This window comes from Nonomuraea sp. NPDC005501, assembly GCF_040605905.1.
Lineage (GTDB): Bacteria > Actinomycetota > Actinomycetes > Streptosporangiales > Streptosporangiaceae > Nonomuraea.
Map to the genome: position 1 here is coordinate 116,613 of NZ_JBEXDT010000001.1, position 15,965 is coordinate 132,577.

Here is a 15,965-nt window from a genome sequence, read left to right on the forward strand (position 1 = left end):
ATGACGGATCGAGCCAACATCCTCCTTGTCGACGACCGCGAGGAGAACCTGATCGCCCTTGAGGCCATCCTCAGCTCGCTCGACCTCGTGCCGGTGCGCGCCCGGTCGGGCGAGGAGGCGCTCAAGGCCCTGCTCAACACCGAGTTCGCGCTCATCCTGCTGGACGTGCGGATGCCGGGCATGGACGGCTTCGAGACGGCCGCGCACATCAAGCGGCGCGAGCGGACGCGCAACATCCCGATCATCTTCCTCACGGTGGTCGACAGCGCCCCCGACTACGCCTTCCGGGGCTACGCGGCGGGCGCCGTGGACTACCTGACCAAGCCGTTCGACCCGTGGGTGCTGCGGGCGAAGGTGGCGGTGTTCATCGAGCTGTACAACATGAACAAGCGGCTGGCCGAGCAGTCGTCGATGCTGCGCGAGCGGATGGCGGGCGAGCTGGCGCCGGGCGCGGGCGACCCCGCGGCGGTGCTGCCGGAGCTGTCGCGCCGGCTGACCGCCGTGGAGGAGGAGCTGGCCAGGGTACGGGAGCTGGCGCGCAAGTCGCAGGACCCGGCGCTGACGATCCCGCTGGGCGATCTGGCCGAGCGGGTGACCAACCTGCGGGCCGGGTTCGACGCGCTGTCCTGACGTGCGTAAAACCGAGGACAATATCCATTAACGTGGGGATTTGTGCCTTTTCGGGTTCTCTACAGTCGGAATGAGGCCGACGCAGAGGAGAACCGACGTGCTGCACGATCATGGCTTCCTCCGTGAGCTCGTCGCGATGAAGGACGAGATGGGCGTCGTCTCGCTCTACGTGGACGCGGGGCCGCGGGTGGACCCGGGGATCAGGCCCGCGTGGGAGATCCGGCTGCGTGACGACCTCGCCGCGATACGCGCCAGGGTGTCGGCCTGGCCGGAGCGGGTCCGGCGCGCCACCGTCCTGGAGCACCTGGAAGCCCTCGAACCCGAGATCGCCCGGCTGGTCGATCCGGCCTCGCCCGGCCTCGGGCGGGCGCTGTTCGCCCCGGTCTGCACCGGAGAGATCCACCGGACGTCGCTTCAGGTGCCCGTGGGCACGTGCGCGGTGCTGGAGTCCACGGCGTACGTCCGGGCGATGATCGCCGCGATGGCGACCAGCGCGCCCGCCGGCGTGGCCGTGGTGAGCCGGGACGGCGTCCGGCTCATCGACTACCGGTACGGCATGGCGGAGGACGTGTACCGGTCCTCGTACGAGCTGGACAGCGACGACTGGCGGGAGATGCGCGGCCCCGGGCGGGCCGGCACCGAGCAGCGCTCGTCGGCGCACCACGAGCGCTTCCGGCGGCGCGCCGAGGAGAGCCTGGCCCGCTACCTGCAGGGGATCGCGCCCGAGATCAGCAACCGGATGGGCGCCCTGCGCTGGGCCGACGTGCTGCTGGTCGGCGATCCGCGGCTGACCTCGACGCTGGCGGAGGCGCTGCGCCCGCTCGACCTCGTCCAGGTGGACAGGGTGATCTCCGACGGCCCGGCCGGGGACGTGGTGAGCCGCGTCTCGGCGGAGCTGGTCGCGGTGCGCGTCCGCAGGGACACCGCGCTGGTCCGGCGGGTCGTGGACACGGCGCGGTCCGGCGGGCGCGCCGTGCTCGGTCTGGGGCAGACGCTCGCGCTGCTGAACGAGGGGCGGGTGGACTGCCTGCTGATCGACGAGAACGGGCGGTGGCGCGGCGGGCGGGGGCCCGACGGCTTCCTCTACCCGGCGGAGCAGGTGCCGCACGGCACGGTCACCACGGACGAGCCCGACCTCGGGGAGCGGATGATCGAGCGGGCGTTGGAGAGCGGGGCCGAGGTGACGGTCGTCCACGCCGGCGCGGCAGGCGCCCTGGCGGCGTACGACGGGGTGGGCGCGCTGCTGCGCTGGTGAAAAAGGCCGGGTCAGTGGCGGGCGCGCTCCAGGGCGTCCCAGAAACCGCGGCGCAGGGCGTGGCGGACCTCGTCGTGCAGCAGGAAGTCGATCGGCAGGGAGGAGCCCTGCAGCAGCCTGGCCTCCAGGTCGGAGGGCATGCGTGGCTTGCGCGCCAGCACGGCCTCCAGCCAGAGCGCGGGCGCGTCACGGGCGACCGACTCGCCGAAGTCGTGTCCCTCGCGGTGCGCGGCCTTCACGGCGTCGGCCAGCGTGGTGGCCTGCGAGCTGGACGGCGGCGTCGGCGTCACCCCGGACTGCGGCCCGGTGAAGGCGCCGAACTGCGCCGGTTGGTAGCTGCCGTTGGCCGGCTGCGAAGGCTGCGCGGGCTGCGGAGGCTGTGACGGCTGTGGCGGCTGCTGGTAGGCGCCGTTGGACGGCTGCGCGGCGAACTGCCCGGTGGACGGGGACTGCGACGGCTGCTGCGGGATGGGTCCGGTCGCCGGCGCCTGCGGCTCCTGGTGGTAGTAGGTGGGCATCGAGGGCGGCGGCGCGGCCTGGCCCCGTCCGGAGGGCGGCTGGCCGTCGCCCGCCGGGAGCGAGGGGGACGGGGTCGTCGGCGGGGCGGCGTGGCTGCCGCTCGGCTTCGGAGCCGGCAGCGGCGTCGGCAGGGACGAGGACGGCGGCGGAGCGGGCGGCAGCGAGTGGGTCGCGGCGTGGGCGGCGGAGCGGCCGTTGGACAACGAATGATGGCCGTTGCCGGTCTCGCTGACGCCGCTCACCAGGTTGACGTAGGGCCGCAGGTGGGTGTTGCCCAGCTCGATGAGGTCGTCGCCCTCCTGGCGCAGGGCGCGCGAGACGGCCCAGCCGTCCTCGGTGGCGATGGGCACCACGGTCACCCGGATGCCGAGGTCCTGCGCGTCGCAGACGACCTGGGCGAGGTCCTCGTCGCCGCTGACGACCACGGCGTCGCAGATCGCGTTGTTGCGGGCCAGCGTCATGAGGTCGCGGTGGACCTGGGCGTCCACGCCCTCGCGCCGGCCGGGCCGGATGCGGGACAGGCGCAGCTTCAGGCCGGGGATGTCGGCGAGGACGTCGTGCTCGGGGGTGCGGCGGCCCTCGACCGTCGCCTCGTACCAGTAGCAGCGCAGCAGCGGCAGCCCGGTGCGCTCGCGCGCGAGGTTGCTCATGAGCTGGAGCAGACCCGGGTAGTCCCACGCGACGGCCTCGCGATGACGGGTCCCATGCACGGCCATCGCGCCGTCAGCCAGCAGATAGCCGGCGTCCACGAACAGCGCGCAGCGATCCACTGACACCGCCCCTTTCCTGATGGTCCGCCCTCAAAGGCTCTGCACCGTCAGAGCCGGACTCGGCGGCCCTTTCTCAGGGTAGTGAAAGCAGGTGATCGTCCGAGGTTAATCCCGACGATTCGCCACCGCCCCGGGCATAGGCCAGACGATTCAGGGAGACCGTACCAGTTTGTCCCGGTTTCTGGTTACTGACGCGTACGGATGCTGACTGCGGCAATTCCAAACAGAATCGCATCTTTCTCGCTGGCAATGGTGAGGGCGGGATCGTCGCCCAGCTCCGCCTCGAACGTGTCGACGTCCACCCCGAACGTTGTCCCCGTGGCCCCGCCGGACGAGCCGTCGAACGGGTTCGCGGCGTCGCGGTCGCCGCCCTCCGGCACCAGCGGGCCACCGCCGGCGGACACCGTGTCGCCGCCGAGCTCCGCGTCCCCCTCCCACGTCACCAGCCGGACCCGCGCCGACGCACGGTCCGGCGTCAGGCCGTCCAGCGGCAACCGCAGCGGCCCCTTGCCGTCGCCTGTCACGGCCGCCCCGTCCAGGACGACGGTCCTGGTGTACGGCTTGGCGGGGTCGGTCGAGATGACCACGAGGCTCCACCCCGCGTGCCGGGACACGCCGCGCTCCATGGGCGCGTCGGCCGCCCACCAGTCGCCGTCCTTCCTGGAGTTGGCCACCAGGCCGGTGACGTCGGCGAACGCCTGGTACGCCGTCCCCGACGGCAGCCTGCCGGCCACCACCTGGTCCGGCCGCACCGGCTCGTACCTCCTGTGACCGGGCGGCCTCAGCCTGATCGGCCCCGGGACGCCGCCGCCCGCCGACCAGTACAGCCCCGCCCACACGACCCTGCCGCGCCCCGGCATGCGCAGGCGCGCGGCGCTGGACGCGGCGGTGGAGGCGGTTCGGTCGGCGTCGAGCGGGACCATCGACCACAGGTCGTTGTCACGTCTGGTGCCTTCGCGCCGCCTCGCCTCGGGGCAGCCGCTCCGGCCGTCGGGGCAGGTGAGCAGGGAGTTGCCGACCGCCATGACCGACACCTTGCCCTCCGTGGCGAACCTCGCGGGCGCCCCGGACAGCCGCACGCCCGCCGCGGCCCGCGCCGCCGTCCTCTGCCGACCGGCCCGCACCCGTACGGCCGGAGCGGCGCCCTCCCGGGCGTCGGGGGCCACCTGGACCCGGAGGAACAGCACGGTGCTCTCACCGGCGCGCAGCGCTCCCCGGGCGCACCGCGCCCCCTCCGGGACGGCCCGGCACACCCACCCGCCGACCGCACTGCCCGCGCCCGTCGCCCCTACGGCCTCCCGCGAGCCCGGAGGGACGGCTGCGTGACGCCCGTGGCGCTTGGCCGCGCCGTCCGGCGTCGTGTCCCGGCCCGCCGTCGCGTCGCGGCCCGAGGTCGCATCGCGGCCCGAGCTCGCGTCGCGGCCCGAGGTCGCATCGCGGTCCGAGGTCGCGTCGCGGTCCGAGGTCGCGTCGCGGTCCGAGGTCGCATCGCGGTCCGAGGTCGCGTCCCGGCCCGGCAGCGCGCCGCGACCAGGCAGCAGGCCGCGGCCCGTGGCGGGGCCGAGCACGGCGCCGTGGCCGCGGCTGCCCGGCGGCATCATCGTGACGCCGGGAGGCAGGTCAACCAGTGCCTTCACGCCCGCGCTCGGCCCCCCTCCGGAGTTGCGGACCCGTATCGCGACGATCCCCGGCCGGGCGCGGACCAGGGCACCGAGCGGGTCGATCGTGGCGTGCAGCCGGGCGCCGCCGCCGGCCGTCCACCCGGGCTCCGGGCCGGGCGGCGACACCGGGTTCGGCTCCGTCACGGTCAGCGGTGAACGCCCCGGAGTGAGCGGGTGGGCCATGGGGAAGGTGGCGAGCCGGTCGGCCGCGTGGCGGCCGGACGCGACGGCGAAGGTGGTGGCGGCGGCGACGGCCACCGCCGCACCGCCCGCCACGGCCACCCGCCGGCTCGCGGCCACGCGCTGGAGCCAGGCGAGCAGGTACGGGGTCCGGCGCGCCCCACAGGCGCCGGCCTCCCGCTCCCCACCCGGCCGTCCCTCCTCTGCCGACCCCTCGCCCGCCCGATCCCCCGGCCGCTCCTGGACCGGGTCCTCGCCGTCCCGATCCCAGCCCGCCCGGTCCTCGCCGTCCCGATCCCAGCCCGCCCGGTCCTCGCCGTCCCGATCCCAGCCCGCCCGGTCCTCGCCGTCCCGATCCAGGGCCGCCCGGTCCTCGCCGTCCCGGTCCCGGCGCGTCCGATCGTCGTGGTCCTCCCCGAGCTCGAGGTCCTCGTCCGCGTCCGCCAGACCGCCGTCCTCCTCCCAGAACGCGGTCTCCTCCTCCGCGCGCCCGGCGGCCACCGGCGTGCCGAACGGCGCCTCGACCGCCGCCGTGTCCGGCCCGACGGGTGCTGCGGAGCGGCGGGGAGCCGGAGTGACGCGGACGAGCGCCGACGACGGAGGCGCCGGTGAAGGCCGGGACAGGGCCGAGGCGTAGCCCGGGAAGACCGGGCCGAGCAGCAGGGGCCCGATGACGACCCGCAGCCCCCCGTTGATGTCCGCGAGCTCCGTCATGACCGCGTGGCAGCGCGGGCACCCGTTCACGTGCCGCCGCACCGTCCTGGAGTCGCGGCGCGACAGCGCGCCCCGGACATGCGCGCCGAGCCTGAAGAGCACCGGCTCGCACGCCGAGCCCGAGGAGGCGGACAGGTGCATATGGACGTACGCCTGTCTCAACCCTTCGCGGGCCCGGTAGGACAGCGCCGGCACCCCGTTCGGCGAGAGTCCCAGCAGCGGCGCCACCTCGGCGGGCTTGGCGCCTTCCACCTCCGTGTGCCAGAGCACCGCCCGCCACCGCTCCGGCAGCGACAGGAACGCCTGGGCGATCATCGACTTCTCCAGCCCGACGAGCGCCGGGTCGACGAAGGGCACACCCGGGTCGAACCGCTCCGTGTCGTCCGCCGACACCTGCCGGCTCTCGATCCGCGCCCGGTCGTAGACCGTGCGCCGCACCACCGTCAGCAGGTACGTGCGGAAGGCGTCCCCGGGCCCGCCGCCCCGCCCCACTAGGTCGAGGATCTTGGTGAACGCCTCGGCCACCACGTCCTCGATCTCCTCCTCACCCCGTACGAGCTGGCGGGCCAGCGCGCGGGCGGCGGTGGCGTGCCGCTCGTGGAGCCGCCCGTAGGCGGCGGCGTCGCCCTCTCTGACGGCTTCGAGGAGCTCGGCATCGCTCTGTGGTGATTCGATACACATGGTCACCTCGCGATTACGATTCGTTGCCTCGCCGAGTCATTCCGCAGCCATGGGCATGGCCAAACCCCTCGCGAGCCTTTACCTCGGACGGGCCGTCGTCCGGCGCGGAAGGCCGGCCCCTAAGCTTGGGCGCATGACGGATCGCGACGACCTGCTGGCTGAGATCAAGAAGAAGGCCGTGGTCCACGGCAAGGTGGTGCTCTCCTCCGGGCGGGAGGCGGACTTCTACCTGGACCTGCGCCGCATCACGCTCGACGCCGTGGCGGCGCCGCTGGTCGGCAGGGTGATGCTGGACCTCACCGAGGATCTCGGCTACGACGCCGTGGGCGGGCTCACGCTGGGCGCGGACCCGGTGGCCGGTGCGATGCTGCACGCGGCGGCGGCCCGGGGGCGGGAGCTGGACGCGTTCGTGGTGCGCAAGGCGCAGAAGGTGCACGGCCTGCAGCGCCGCGTCGAGGGTCCCGACGTGAAGGGCCGGCGGGTGCTCGTGGTCGAGGACACCTCGACGACCGGTGGGTCGTCGATGACGGCCGTGGAGGCCCTGCGCGAGGCGGGCGCCGAGGTGGTGGCGGTGGCCACGATCGTCGACCGTGGCGCGGCCGCGCGCATGGCCGAGGAGGGCCTGGAGTACCGCACCGCGTACACGCTCACGGACCTGGGGCTCTGAGCCGCCCGGACGGACGGCGCGCTACGGCGCCTTGACCGTGAATGCCTCCCGCTCGCCGGCCTTGCCCTGGGCGCGCGGCCTGCCGTTCTCCGTGACCCGGACCGTGGCCGCGTCGCTGAGGACCACGTCGAGCTCGGGCTGGAAGTAGCTGACCTCCTCGCCCCTGCTCATGTCGCGGTACTGCAGGACGTCTCCGCCCGGCACCCGGACCGTGACGAGGGGGCAGGTGTCGGCCACGCACTCGATGCGCACGGTCGGCACCTGGGCGCCGGCCGACGGCTCGGTGGTGGCACGGTGCGGCTCGGCCCGCTCAGGGGTGTCGAGCGTCAGGAACAACGCGCGCCCGCCGATGACGAGAAGCGTCGCGATCCCGGCGACCGCCAGAACGGCGACCGCGAGGCGGGCGAGGCCCATCGGATCTGACCTGTGGCGTCCCACACTCCGGAGAGTACTCCCGGAACGGGCCGGTTCCGATTACGGGCCGTCAGTGCCCGTGGGGATGCGGTGGTGCTTGCCCGTGGGCGCCGGCCCGGCGGGCTTGGGCGACCTGCGGCGCTTGACCACCTCGAAGATGATGGGGATCAGCGAGATCAGCACGATGAGGAAGACGCCCGGCAGGATGTACTTGTCGATGGCCTTGGGATCGACCTTGTCGCCGAGGTAGTGGCCGAGCAGCAGCATGCCCTCGACCCAGACCACGCCGCCGATGACGTTCCAGACGAGGAAGCGCCTCGCGGGCATCTCCAGCACGCCGGCGACCGGGTTCATGAACGTGCGGATGATCGGCACGAACCGGGCCAGCACCACGGCCTTGGCCGGGCCGAACTTGTCGAAGAACTCCTCGGCGCGCAGGACGTGCTCGCGCTTGAACAGCCGTGAGTCGGGCTTGTCGAACAGCCTCCGCCCGAACCTCGCCCCGAGGAAGTGACCGAGCTGCGCGCCCGCGATCGCGCACAGCGGGGCGCCGATCAGCAGCATCGGGAACGACAGCGGCTCGATCCCCATGCCGGCGGCCACCGACGCGGAGCTGAAGATACCGGCCGCGACCAGCAGAGAGTCGCCCGGCAGGAAGAAGCCGAGCAGCAGACCCGTCTCGGCGAAGATGATGACGAGCACGCCGATCGTCGCGAAGGCGCCGAAAAGGGTGAGCCACCACGTCGGATCGAGAAGGTTCAAGAGCGAGTCCACAGGCTGAGCCTACCTGGAGAGCGGGGGCTCGACGGGTGGTCCGAGGCGCGTTGTCACTACCACATGGGGTAGCTGACGGTAATACTGGGCAGCGCGCAGCCTTACTTCTCAGGGAGACGATCATGCCGATAGCCACTCCAGAGATCTACGCCGAGATGCTCGACCGGGCCAAGGCTGGCGGATTCGCCTACCCGGCCATCAACGTGACCTCCTCCCAGACGCTCAACGCCGCGTTGCGCGGTTTCGCCGAGGCCGGGAGCGACGGCATCGTTCAAATCTCCACGGGCGGCGCCGAGTTCCTGTCGGGCGCGTCGGTGAAGGACATGGTGACGGGCGCGACGGCGCTGGCCGAGTACGCCCGGGTGGTGGCCGCCAAGTACCCGGTGACCGTGGCCCTGCACACCGACCACTGCCCGAAGGACAAGCTGGACGGCTTCGTGCGGCCGCTCCTCGACATCTCCCTCGAACGCGTCTCACGCGGCCTCGACCCGCTCTTCCAGTCGCACATGTGGGACGGCTCGGCCGTGCCGCTGGAGGAGAACCTTGAGATCGCGCAGGAGCTCCTGGAGAAGTGCGCGCGGGCGCGGGTCGTCATGGAGATGGAGATCGGCGTCGTCGGCGGCGAGGAGGACGGCGTCGTCGGCGAGATCAACGAGAAGCTGTACACCACGCCCGGCGACGCGCTCGCCACGGCGGAGGCGGTCGGCATCGGCGACAGGGGCCGCTACCTGCTGGCGGCCACGTTCGGCAACGTGCACGGCGTCTACAAGCCCGGCCACGTCAAGCTGCGGCCGGGCGTGCTGAAGGAGCTCCAGGACGCGGTCGCCGCCAAGTACGGCAAGGAGAAGCCGTTCGACCTGGTCTTCCACGGCGGCTCGGGCTCGTCGCTGGAGGAGATCCGGGAGGCCATCTCGTACGGCGTGGTCAAGATGAACATCGACACCGACACGCAGTACGCCTTCACGCGGCCGATCGCGGACCACATGTTCCGCAACTACGACGGCGTGCTGAAGGTCGACGGCGACGTCGGCAACAAGAAGAGCTACGACCCGCGCTCGTACGGCAAGGCCGCGGAGGTCGGGATGGCCACCCGCGTGCGTGAGGCGTGCGAACACCTCGGAAGCGCTGGGACGAAGATCTCCTAGCCACGTCAGGGGCCCGGCGGGTATGACTTGTCCTATGGACAACCTTCTCGCCGGGCCGCCCCCGACGTACCTTCCGGACCTGCCCGAGGCCAGGGAGGCGCTGGAAGCCGGGGCCAAGCCCTCCGACGTGGCCGCGCGGTTCCCGGCCTACCCGACGGCCTGGGCCGCGCTCGCGGAGGAGTACTTCGCGCAGGGGCACGCCGTCACCTCCTACGCCTTCGCCCGTACCGGCTACCATCGCGGGCTCGACCAGTTGCGCCGCAGCGGCTGGAAGGGGCACGGGCCGATCCCGTGGGAGCACGAGCCGAACCGCGGCTTCCTGCGCTGCCTGTACGCCCTGGCGAGGGCCGCGCAGGCGATCGGCGAGAAGGACGAGGCCGAGCGGTGCGTCCAGTTCCTCAAGGACAGCGACGAGGCCGCCTATGACGCGTTGGCCGGGTAGCCCTTGGGACGAATAGGCATACTCGGGTAGTCTCTCTACGCAAGAGCCCCTGTCGCGCTTGCGCCAGGGGTTTCGTTTTGTGCTCGGGAGACTAGAACCATGCCGGCTGTCGTTCTCGTGGGCGCCCAGTGGGGCGATGAGGGCAAGGGCAAGGCCACCGACCTGCTCGGTGGCGATGTCGACTACGTCGTCCGCTACCAGGGTGGCAACAACGCGGGCCACACCGTGGTCATCGGCGACCAGAAGTACGCTCTGCACCTGCTGCCCACGGGGATCCTGTCGCCCGACGTGGTGCCGGTGATCGGCAACGGCGTGGTCATCGACCCGCGCGTGCTGCTGGACGAGATCGACGGGCTCGCCGCGCGGGGCATCTCCGCCGAGCGGCTGTTGATCTCGGCCAACGCGCACCTGATCATGCCCCACCACCGTGCGCTCGACAAGGTCACCGAGCGCTACCTGGGCAAGGCAAAGATCGGCACGACCGGGCGCGGCATCGGGCCCGCGTACGGCGACAAGGTCTACCGCATGGGTGTGCGGGTCCAGGACCTGCTCGACCCGGGCATCCTGGCCAAGAAGATCGAGGCCGCGCTGACCGAGAAGAACCAGGTGCTCACCAAGGTCTACAACCGCCGCGGCATCGAGCCGGAGCGGGTCCTGGAGGAGTACCTCGGCTACGCCGAGCGGCTCAAGCCGCACATCTCCGACACCTCGCTGGTGCTGTCGAAGGCGCTGGACGAGGGCAAGTTCGTGCTGCTGGAGGGCGGCCAGGGCACGCTGCTGGACCTCGACCACGGCACGTACCCGTTCGTCACCTCCTCCTCGCCGACCTCGGGCGGCGCCTGCGCCGGCTCCGGCATCCCGCCGACCCGGCTGACGAAGGTCATCGGCATTCTCAAGGCGTACACGACGCGGGTGGGGTCGGGCCCGTTCCCGACCGAGCTCGAGGACGAGATGGGCGACTGGCTGCGCACGACCGGCGGCGAGTACGGCGTCACCACCGGTCGCAACCGCCGCTGCGGCTGGTTCGACGCGGTCATCGCCCGGTACGCGACCCGCATCAACGGGGTGACCGACTTCTTCCTCACCAAGCTGGACGTCCTGTCCGGGCTGGAGCGGATCCCGGTCTGCGTGGCGTACGAGGTGGACGGGGTGCGGCACGAGGAGATCCCGATGACGCAGACCGACTTCCACCACGCCAAGCCGATCTACGAGGAGCTTCCGGGCTGGCAGGAGGACATCTCGGGCGCCAAGACGTTCGAGGACCTGCCGCGCAACGCGCAGGACTACGTCCGGGCGCTGGAGAAGATGAGCGGGGCCCCGATCAGCGCGGTGGGCGTGGGCCCGGCGCGTGACGCGACCCTGGTGCTGCGCCCGCTGACCTGAGCGGCCGTGGGGGGCGCGCCCGCTCACCTGAGCGCCCCCCGGTCAGCTGGTGAGGACCGCGGCCGTCATGGGGGTGTGGACGGCCCAGCCGAGGGTCTCGTAGAGGGAGCGGCCGGCGGGGGTGGCGACCAGCACTCCGTCGGTGGCTCCGCCGGCCGCGGCGGTCGCGGTGAGGGCGCCCATGACGATGGTTCCGAGACCGCGCCGCCGGTGGTGCGGCGCGGTCTCGACCTGGTCGACGACCGCCGTGGTGCCCGCGATGGCCATCTGCCCCCGCGCGGCCATCTCGCCGGCGGCGGTGAGCAGGCGCGCGACGGTGACGCCGGCCCGCGTGGTGACGGCCAGCGTGTAGCCGTCCGGCGCGACCACGCCGGCCCGCGCGGCCGCCGTCGCGCCGGTCAGACCCCTGGTGCGCGGCGCGGGGTCGAGCGAGGCGGTCATCATGAACTCCTGCTCCTGTACGTCCCACGGCCGCGGCAGCCAGGGCGCGACCTCCTCGTACGGCGCGCAGAGCTTCAGCCAGGTGCCGGGGGCGCTGGGCAGGGCCGTCAGGTGGCGCAGGGTGGCCGGGGTGGGAGCCGGCACGACGTGGCGGACCACGTGGCCGGGCAGGCCGACGTCGACTCTCAGGCCCCAGGGCTCGCGCACGGGGGTGGGGGCGTTGCGGGAGACGACCCAGCCGTCCACCCAAGCCCGTACGGTCGCGGGCCGGACCGTTTTGAGAGCCCGTGTCATGGCGGTCAGCTTATTGCAGGAAGATTGCAGCTATCCAGGCAAAAAAGGCATGCGACGGCTCACACCGGACACCTAACCTCGACCCCATGGACATCCGCCGGGTCACCGCGTTCGAGGCCGTCGAGGCCGCCGGCCACCTGTTCGACACGCCGCCGCGCCGAGAGGCGACCGGCAGGTTCCTGGCGGACGAGGGGCACCATCTGCTCATCGCGTACGTGGACGGCACTCCCGCCGGGATGGTCACCGGGGTGGAGATGACGCACCCGGACAAGGGCACGGAGATGTTCCTGTACGAGCTGGGCGTGGACGGGCGCTTCCGCGGCCAGGGGATCGGGCGGGCACTGGTGCTGGCGCTGGCCCGGCTGGCCCGGGAGCGCGGCCTGTACGGGCTGTGGACGGCGACGGGCAAGGACAACGCGGCGGCCCAGGCGACGTACTCGGGCACGGGCGGCGACCCGGAGTGGGAGCAGGTGATCTACACCTGGGCCTTGGACGGCCCGATGTAGGGATTTTGCGGGCAAAAGGGATGCGGCGTGGCGGCGCGGGAAGGCGGCGGGCGCCCGGTAGGGTCCGGGTGTGCGCGTCGAGATACATGGCCACCGGGGGGCTAGGGGCCTCTGGCCCGAGAACACGCTGCCTGGCCTGAGCCGCACGCTGGAGCTCGGGGTCCACGCTCTGGAGCTGGACGTCGCCCTCACCGCGGACCAGCGGCTCGTGCTCACGCACGACCTCACGGTCTCGGCCGTGACCAGTGCCGACACGCGGCCGGTCCGGGCGGGCGACCCGGCGTACCCGTACGTCGGCAAGCCCGTCAACTCCCTCACGCTCGCCCAGCTGCGCACGCTCGACGTGGGCGTGCGGCTGCCGCGACACCCCGACGACCCGTTCGCCATCACGCAGGTGGCCGTCCCCGAGACCCGCATGCCCACGCTGGGCGCGGTGCTCGGGCTGGTGAACGCCTACGAGGCGGACGCCGTGCGCCTGCACGTGGAGCTCAAGTCCGACCCGACCCGGCCCGAGCTGACCCCCGACCCGGAGCTGTTCACCGGGCTCGTGATCGAGGAGCTCGACCGGCACGGCAGGCTGGACAACGTCGCCGTCCTCAGCTTCGACTGGCGGATCATCACGCACGCGGCGGCGATGGCGCCCGGGACGCGGCGGTTCGCGCTGATCGAGCCCGACACGCTGCACTGGCACGACGACCTGGGCGACGACGTCCCGGCCGCCGCCCGCGACGCCGGCGCCACCACGCTGTCGCCCGAGCACGTGATGGTGGACGAGCGCCTGATGTCCCAGGCCACCGCCGCCGGGCTCGACGTGGCGGTGTGGACGGTCAACGACGCCGCGCTCGCGACGCGCATGCTGGATCTGGGCGTCTCCGGCATCGTGACCGACTACCCGGACCGGATGCGGGAGCTGTGGCGCGAGCGCGGGCTGCCGCTGCCCGCCCCGGTCGAGCCCCTGAGGCCCGTCCCCGCCTGAAACCCCTTCAGGGGATGACGGCTCAGGGGAGGACGGCGCCCACCCGCTTGACGGTGCGGATGACCGGCGACGTCTCCACCTCGCGCACGCCGTCCAGGGGCGCGACCCGCTCGGTCAGGTACCGGTACAGGTCCTGGGTGTCGCGGCACGTCACGCCGGCCATGAGGTTGCTCGGGCCGGTGATGGCCGCGGCCACGTCCACCTCCGGATGCTCCGCCAGCGCCGCCCCCACCTCCGCCAGCCGCGCGGGCCGCACCTTCATCCACAGCCACGCCTCGGCCCGGTAGCCGAGGGCCCGCGGCGGGATCTCGACGTCGAACCTGAGCGCGCCGGCGCCGCGAAGCTGCTCGACGCGCCGCCGTACCGTCGACTGCGAGCAGCGTCCCGCCGCCGCCAGGTCGCCGTACCCGGCGCGTCCGTCCTGGGCGAGCACCCGCAGCATCGCGAGGTCCTGCTCGCTGAAGGAGACCACCGTCGTGGACGGCGGGGCGGGGCTGAGCCGTGTGACCTGTTCCTCGGAGAGGACGGCGATCCGCGAGCGCCATCCCGCGTACATGTGCAGGGTCGCGTGCGCGGTCATGGACACGACGCGCGGCGTGCGCGGCAGCTTCTTCAGCAGCAGCGCGTCGCCGTCCTCCTCGCCGCCGGCGTGGACGCCGCAGACGATCTCGGTGCCGCCGGACAGCAGGCGCACCCACACCGTGTCGTCACGCCGGGCCAGCGCCTCGGCCACGGGCCCGGCGGCGTCGGGCGTGCAGACCAGCCGGACGGCCCACGAGGTGTGCCCGAGCAGGGTGCCGTCGAGCGTGCCGACGATGCGCAGCAGCCCCTGCGCGCGAAGCCTCCGGTAGCGCCTGGCGATCGTGTGCTCGGAGACGCCCAGGACCTCGCCGATCCCGTTGAACGGGGCCCGCCCGTCGACCTGGAGGGCATGCACGAGAGCGAGGTCGAGCGCGTCCATCGAGCCACCGCTCATGGTCGCGGAGCCGGGGAGGGGAGGCCTGAGATGATCATATCGGCGAGCAGGGCGTAGCTGGCGTCCAGGTCAAGCGGGAGCCCGAACGCGCCCCCGCTCTCCAGGACGGCGAAGCCGTGGACGGCCGAGCGCAGGCACCGCGCCGCGTGGACGGCGTCCGCGCCCTCCAGCCCGTACCCCCGGAACGTGGCGAGCATGATGTCGATCACCCGCTGGCCCGCCTTGGCCATGTCGTCCTGCTCGTTGGCCATGTCGTCCTGCTCGGGGCGGGCGGCCTGGATGACGGCGGCGTACCTGCCGGGGTTGCCGGTGACGTAGTCGCGGTAGGCGGCCATGCAGGCGCGCAGCGCCTCGTCCCCCGAGCGGCCCAGGACGGCTTCGCGCAGGCGGTCCGCCAGCTCGTCCATCACGCGTACGGACACGAGGGTGTTGAGCTCGGCGAGGTTGCGCACGTGCTTGTAGAGGGACGGCGTGGCGACGCCCGCGCGGCCGGCCACCGCCGCCAGCGTGACCGCGGCCGCGCCTTCCTCGTCGATGATCCGCAGGGCGAGATCGACCACGGCGTCCCGGGACAGGCCGGCCCTAGCCACGGGCGTGCTCCTTGAGGAAGGGCAGCACGACCTCGGCGACCTCCTCGGGGAACTGGGCGTGGGCGTAGTGGCCCGCGCCCTCGACCATCACCACCGTACCCAGCCCGGCCGGCATGCCGGCGACGATGCCCTCCGCCTCGGCCTCGGGGTCGGCCCAGTCGGGGTCGAGCGTACCCATGAGGACCAGAGCGGGGACGCGGAGGTTCGCGAGCTGAGCGCCGGCGTCGGTCGGGGCGGACATGCCCATCTTGGCGACCACGCCCATCCGGCCGGGACGGCTGAGCGCGGCGGCGAGCGCGGACATGTACGCCTCGTGGTCCGCGGGTCTGGCGCCCGGGTACGCGTGGTCGAGGTAGCTGCGCCACAGCTTCAAGCTGCGCAGCATCCCGGCGCTCATCAGCAGTCTGATCCCCTTGCGGTGCCGGCCGTTGCGCAGCAGGCCCCCGAGGTCGGGCTTCTGCTCCCGCGTGAACGGGGCGATCTCGACGACGGCGCTGACCAGGTCGGGCGCGAGCGCCGCCGCGATGGTGGCCGCGCCGCCGGCGAAGGAGTGGCCGGCGATGACGGCCGGGCCCCCCAGATGGCGTATGAGAGCCAGCAGGTCACCCGCGACGTCCGTGCGGGTGTAGGACGGCCAGTCGAGGCTGGACTCGCCGTGACCGCGCATGTCGACCGTGGCGACCCGGTAGCCGACGGCCACCAGGCGGGGCGCCAGGAAGCGGTACGCCTCCCGGCCGTTCCCGATCCCGTGCGCCAGCACGACGAGCGGCCCCTCACCGGCCACGTCGTAAGCCAGCCGACCGCCCTCGATCTCCAGGTACTGGGTCATGCCGTCCTCCTGTTGGCTAATCTCTGTTGCTTTAAAGCTACTGTCATTAGCCAATGCCTGTCAACAGCCGATCAGCCGGGAGAACGTCGCGCCCATCGAGTCGCCGGACATGCACGAG

At 72.7% G+C, this 15,965-nt stretch carries 16 protein-coding genes; 8 read left to right on the forward strand and 8 right to left on the reverse strand.

The annotated features are described in order from the left end of the window. Together ABZS51_RS00575 and ABZS51_RS00580 are read left to right on the forward strand one after the other, a co-directional pair. Entirely contained in the window at positions 1 to 630 is a 630-nt protein-coding gene (locus ABZS51_RS00575; protein WP_310707372.1) for a response regulator, read from the forward strand. A 97-nt stretch (positions 631 to 727) separates the two neighbouring features. Further along, the gene (locus ABZS51_RS00580; protein ID WP_355434261.1) at positions 728 to 1,885 is read left to right on the forward strand and encodes a VLRF1 family aeRF1-type release factor; all 1,158 of its coding nucleotides are present in this window, start codon (positions 728 to 730) and stop codon (positions 1,883 to 1,885) included. Between the two features lie 11 nt (positions 1,886 to 1,896). Here the strand turns inward: ABZS51_RS00580 and ABZS51_RS00585 are convergent, their stop codons facing one another. Beyond that, positions 1,897 to 3,174, reverse strand: coding sequence for an NYN domain-containing protein (locus tag ABZS51_RS00585; protein WP_355434858.1), 1,278 nt, complete (start codon positions 3,172 to 3,174; stop codon positions 1,897 to 1,899). Positions 3,175 to 3,359: 185 nt separating this feature from the next. Then, entirely contained in the window at positions 3,360 to 6,410 is a 3,051-nt protein-coding gene (locus tag ABZS51_RS00590) for a sigma-70 family RNA polymerase sigma factor (protein ID WP_355434264.1), read from the reverse strand. Positions 6,411 to 6,543: 133 nt separating this feature from the next. Between ABZS51_RS00590 and pyrE the strand changes: the two genes are divergently transcribed. After that, positions 6,544 to 7,077: an orotate phosphoribosyltransferase gene (gene pyrE / locus ABZS51_RS00595; protein ID WP_355434267.1), complete on the forward strand. Its 534-nt coding sequence runs from the start codon at positions 6,544 to 6,546 to the stop codon at positions 7,075 to 7,077. 21 nt (positions 7,078 to 7,098) lie between these two features. Here the strand turns inward: pyrE and ABZS51_RS00600 are convergent, their stop codons facing one another. Both ABZS51_RS00600 and ABZS51_RS00605 read right to left on the reverse strand, forming a co-directional pair. Then, the gene (locus tag ABZS51_RS00600; RefSeq protein WP_355434270.1) at positions 7,099 to 7,491 is read right to left on the reverse strand and encodes a hypothetical protein; all 393 of its coding nucleotides are present in this window, start codon (positions 7,489 to 7,491) and stop codon (positions 7,099 to 7,101) included. A 60-nt stretch (positions 7,492 to 7,551) separates the two neighbouring features. Then, positions 7,552 to 8,265: a DedA family protein gene (locus ABZS51_RS00605; RefSeq protein WP_355434273.1), complete on the reverse strand. Its 714-nt coding sequence runs from the start codon at positions 8,263 to 8,265 to the stop codon at positions 7,552 to 7,554. Positions 8,266 to 8,387: 122 nt separating this feature from the next. Between ABZS51_RS00605 and fbaA the strand changes: the two genes are divergently transcribed. From fbaA to ABZS51_RS00620, 3 genes are all read left to right on the forward strand, one after another. Beyond that, positions 8,388 to 9,410, forward strand: coding sequence for a class II fructose-bisphosphate aldolase (gene fbaA, locus ABZS51_RS00610; RefSeq protein ID WP_310707378.1), 1,023 nt, complete (start codon positions 8,388 to 8,390; stop codon positions 9,408 to 9,410). Between the two features lie 34 nt (positions 9,411 to 9,444). Continuing rightward, complete coding sequence (locus ABZS51_RS00615; protein WP_310707379.1) at positions 9,445 to 9,852, forward strand: DUF3151 domain-containing protein; 408 nt, start codon at positions 9,445 to 9,447, stop codon at positions 9,850 to 9,852. A 99-nt stretch (positions 9,853 to 9,951) separates the two neighbouring features. Then, complete coding sequence (locus ABZS51_RS00620; RefSeq protein WP_355434276.1) at positions 9,952 to 11,235, forward strand: adenylosuccinate synthase; 1,284 nt, start codon at positions 9,952 to 9,954, stop codon at positions 11,233 to 11,235. A 42-nt stretch (positions 11,236 to 11,277) separates the two neighbouring features. Here the strand turns inward: ABZS51_RS00620 and ABZS51_RS00625 are convergent, their stop codons facing one another. Further along, positions 11,278 to 11,970, reverse strand: a complete 693-nt coding sequence (locus ABZS51_RS00625) for a GNAT family N-acetyltransferase (protein ID WP_355434279.1) — start codon at positions 11,968 to 11,970, stop codon at positions 11,278 to 11,280. Between the two features lie 86 nt (positions 11,971 to 12,056). Between ABZS51_RS00625 and ABZS51_RS00630 the strand changes: the two genes are divergently transcribed. Beyond that, complete coding sequence (locus ABZS51_RS00630; protein ID WP_355434282.1) at positions 12,057 to 12,476, forward strand: GNAT family N-acetyltransferase; 420 nt, start codon at positions 12,057 to 12,059, stop codon at positions 12,474 to 12,476. Positions 12,477 to 12,546: 70 nt separating this feature from the next. Continuing rightward, on the forward strand, positions 12,547 to 13,452 hold the full coding sequence (locus ABZS51_RS00635) for a glycerophosphodiester phosphodiesterase family protein (RefSeq protein WP_355434285.1): 906 nt from the start codon (positions 12,547 to 12,549) through the stop codon (positions 13,450 to 13,452). A gap of 22 nt (positions 13,453 to 13,474) precedes the next feature. On the opposite strand, the gene ABZS51_RS00640 is transcribed toward ABZS51_RS00635, so the two are convergent. The 3 genes from ABZS51_RS00640 to ABZS51_RS00650 are packed head-to-tail and all read right to left on the reverse strand — an operon-like array spanning position 13,475 to position 15,847. Then, on the reverse strand, positions 13,475 to 14,428 hold the full coding sequence (locus ABZS51_RS00640; RefSeq protein WP_355434287.1) for an Lrp/AsnC family transcriptional regulator: 954 nt from the start codon (positions 14,426 to 14,428) through the stop codon (positions 13,475 to 13,477). After that, a complete protein-coding gene (locus ABZS51_RS00645; protein ID WP_355434290.1) occupies positions 14,425 to 15,018 on the reverse strand; it encodes a TetR-like C-terminal domain-containing protein in 594 nt (197 codons plus the stop codon). Before ABZS51_RS00645 ends, ABZS51_RS00640 begins: the two co-directional genes overlap by 4 nt. After that, positions 15,011 to 15,847, reverse strand: a complete 837-nt coding sequence (locus ABZS51_RS00650; RefSeq protein ID WP_355434293.1) for an alpha/beta hydrolase — start codon at positions 15,845 to 15,847, stop codon at positions 15,011 to 15,013. The genes ABZS51_RS00645 and ABZS51_RS00650 overlap by 8 nt, the downstream gene beginning before the upstream one ends. Between the last annotated feature and the right edge of the window lie 118 nt (positions 15,848 to 15,965).

What these genes read in the sequence shown, in the direction of transcription:
- ABZS51_RS00575 (WP_310707372.1), top strand. Translation starts at nt 1, where the DNA reads ATGACGGATCGAGCCAACATCCTCCTTGTCGACGACCGCGAGGAGAAC.
- fbaA (WP_310707378.1), top strand. Translation starts at nt 8,388, where the DNA reads ATGCCGATAGCCACTCCAGAGATCTACGCCGAGATGCTCGACCGGGCC.
- ABZS51_RS00620 (WP_355434276.1), top strand. Translation starts at nt 9,952, where the DNA reads ATGCCGGCTGTCGTTCTCGTGGGCGCCCAGTGGGGCGATGAGGGCAAG.
- ABZS51_RS00650 (WP_355434293.1), bottom strand. Translation starts at nt 15,847, where the DNA reads ATGACCCAGTACCTGGAGATCGAGGGCGGTCGGCTGGCTTACGACGTG.
- ABZS51_RS00615 (WP_310707379.1), top strand. Translation starts at nt 9,445, where the DNA reads ATGGACAACCTTCTCGCCGGGCCGCCCCCGACGTACCTTCCGGACCTG.
- ABZS51_RS00600 (WP_355434270.1), bottom strand. Translation starts at nt 7,491, where the DNA reads ATGGGCCTCGCCCGCCTCGCGGTCGCCGTTCTGGCGGTCGCCGGGATC.
- ABZS51_RS00590 (WP_355434264.1), bottom strand. Translation starts at nt 6,410, where the DNA reads ATGTGTATCGAATCACCACAGAGCGATGCCGAGCTCCTCGAAGCCGTC.
- ABZS51_RS00630 (WP_355434282.1), top strand. Translation starts at nt 12,057, where the DNA reads ATGGACATCCGCCGGGTCACCGCGTTCGAGGCCGTCGAGGCCGCCGGC.
- ABZS51_RS00625 (WP_355434279.1), bottom strand. Translation starts at nt 11,970, where the DNA reads ATGACACGGGCTCTCAAAACGGTCCGGCCCGCGACCGTACGGGCTTGG.
- pyrE (WP_355434267.1), top strand. Translation starts at nt 6,544, where the DNA reads ATGACGGATCGCGACGACCTGCTGGCTGAGATCAAGAAGAAGGCCGTG.
- ABZS51_RS00640 (WP_355434287.1), bottom strand. Translation starts at nt 14,428, where the DNA reads ATGAGCGGTGGCTCGATGGACGCGCTCGACCTCGCTCTCGTGCATGCC.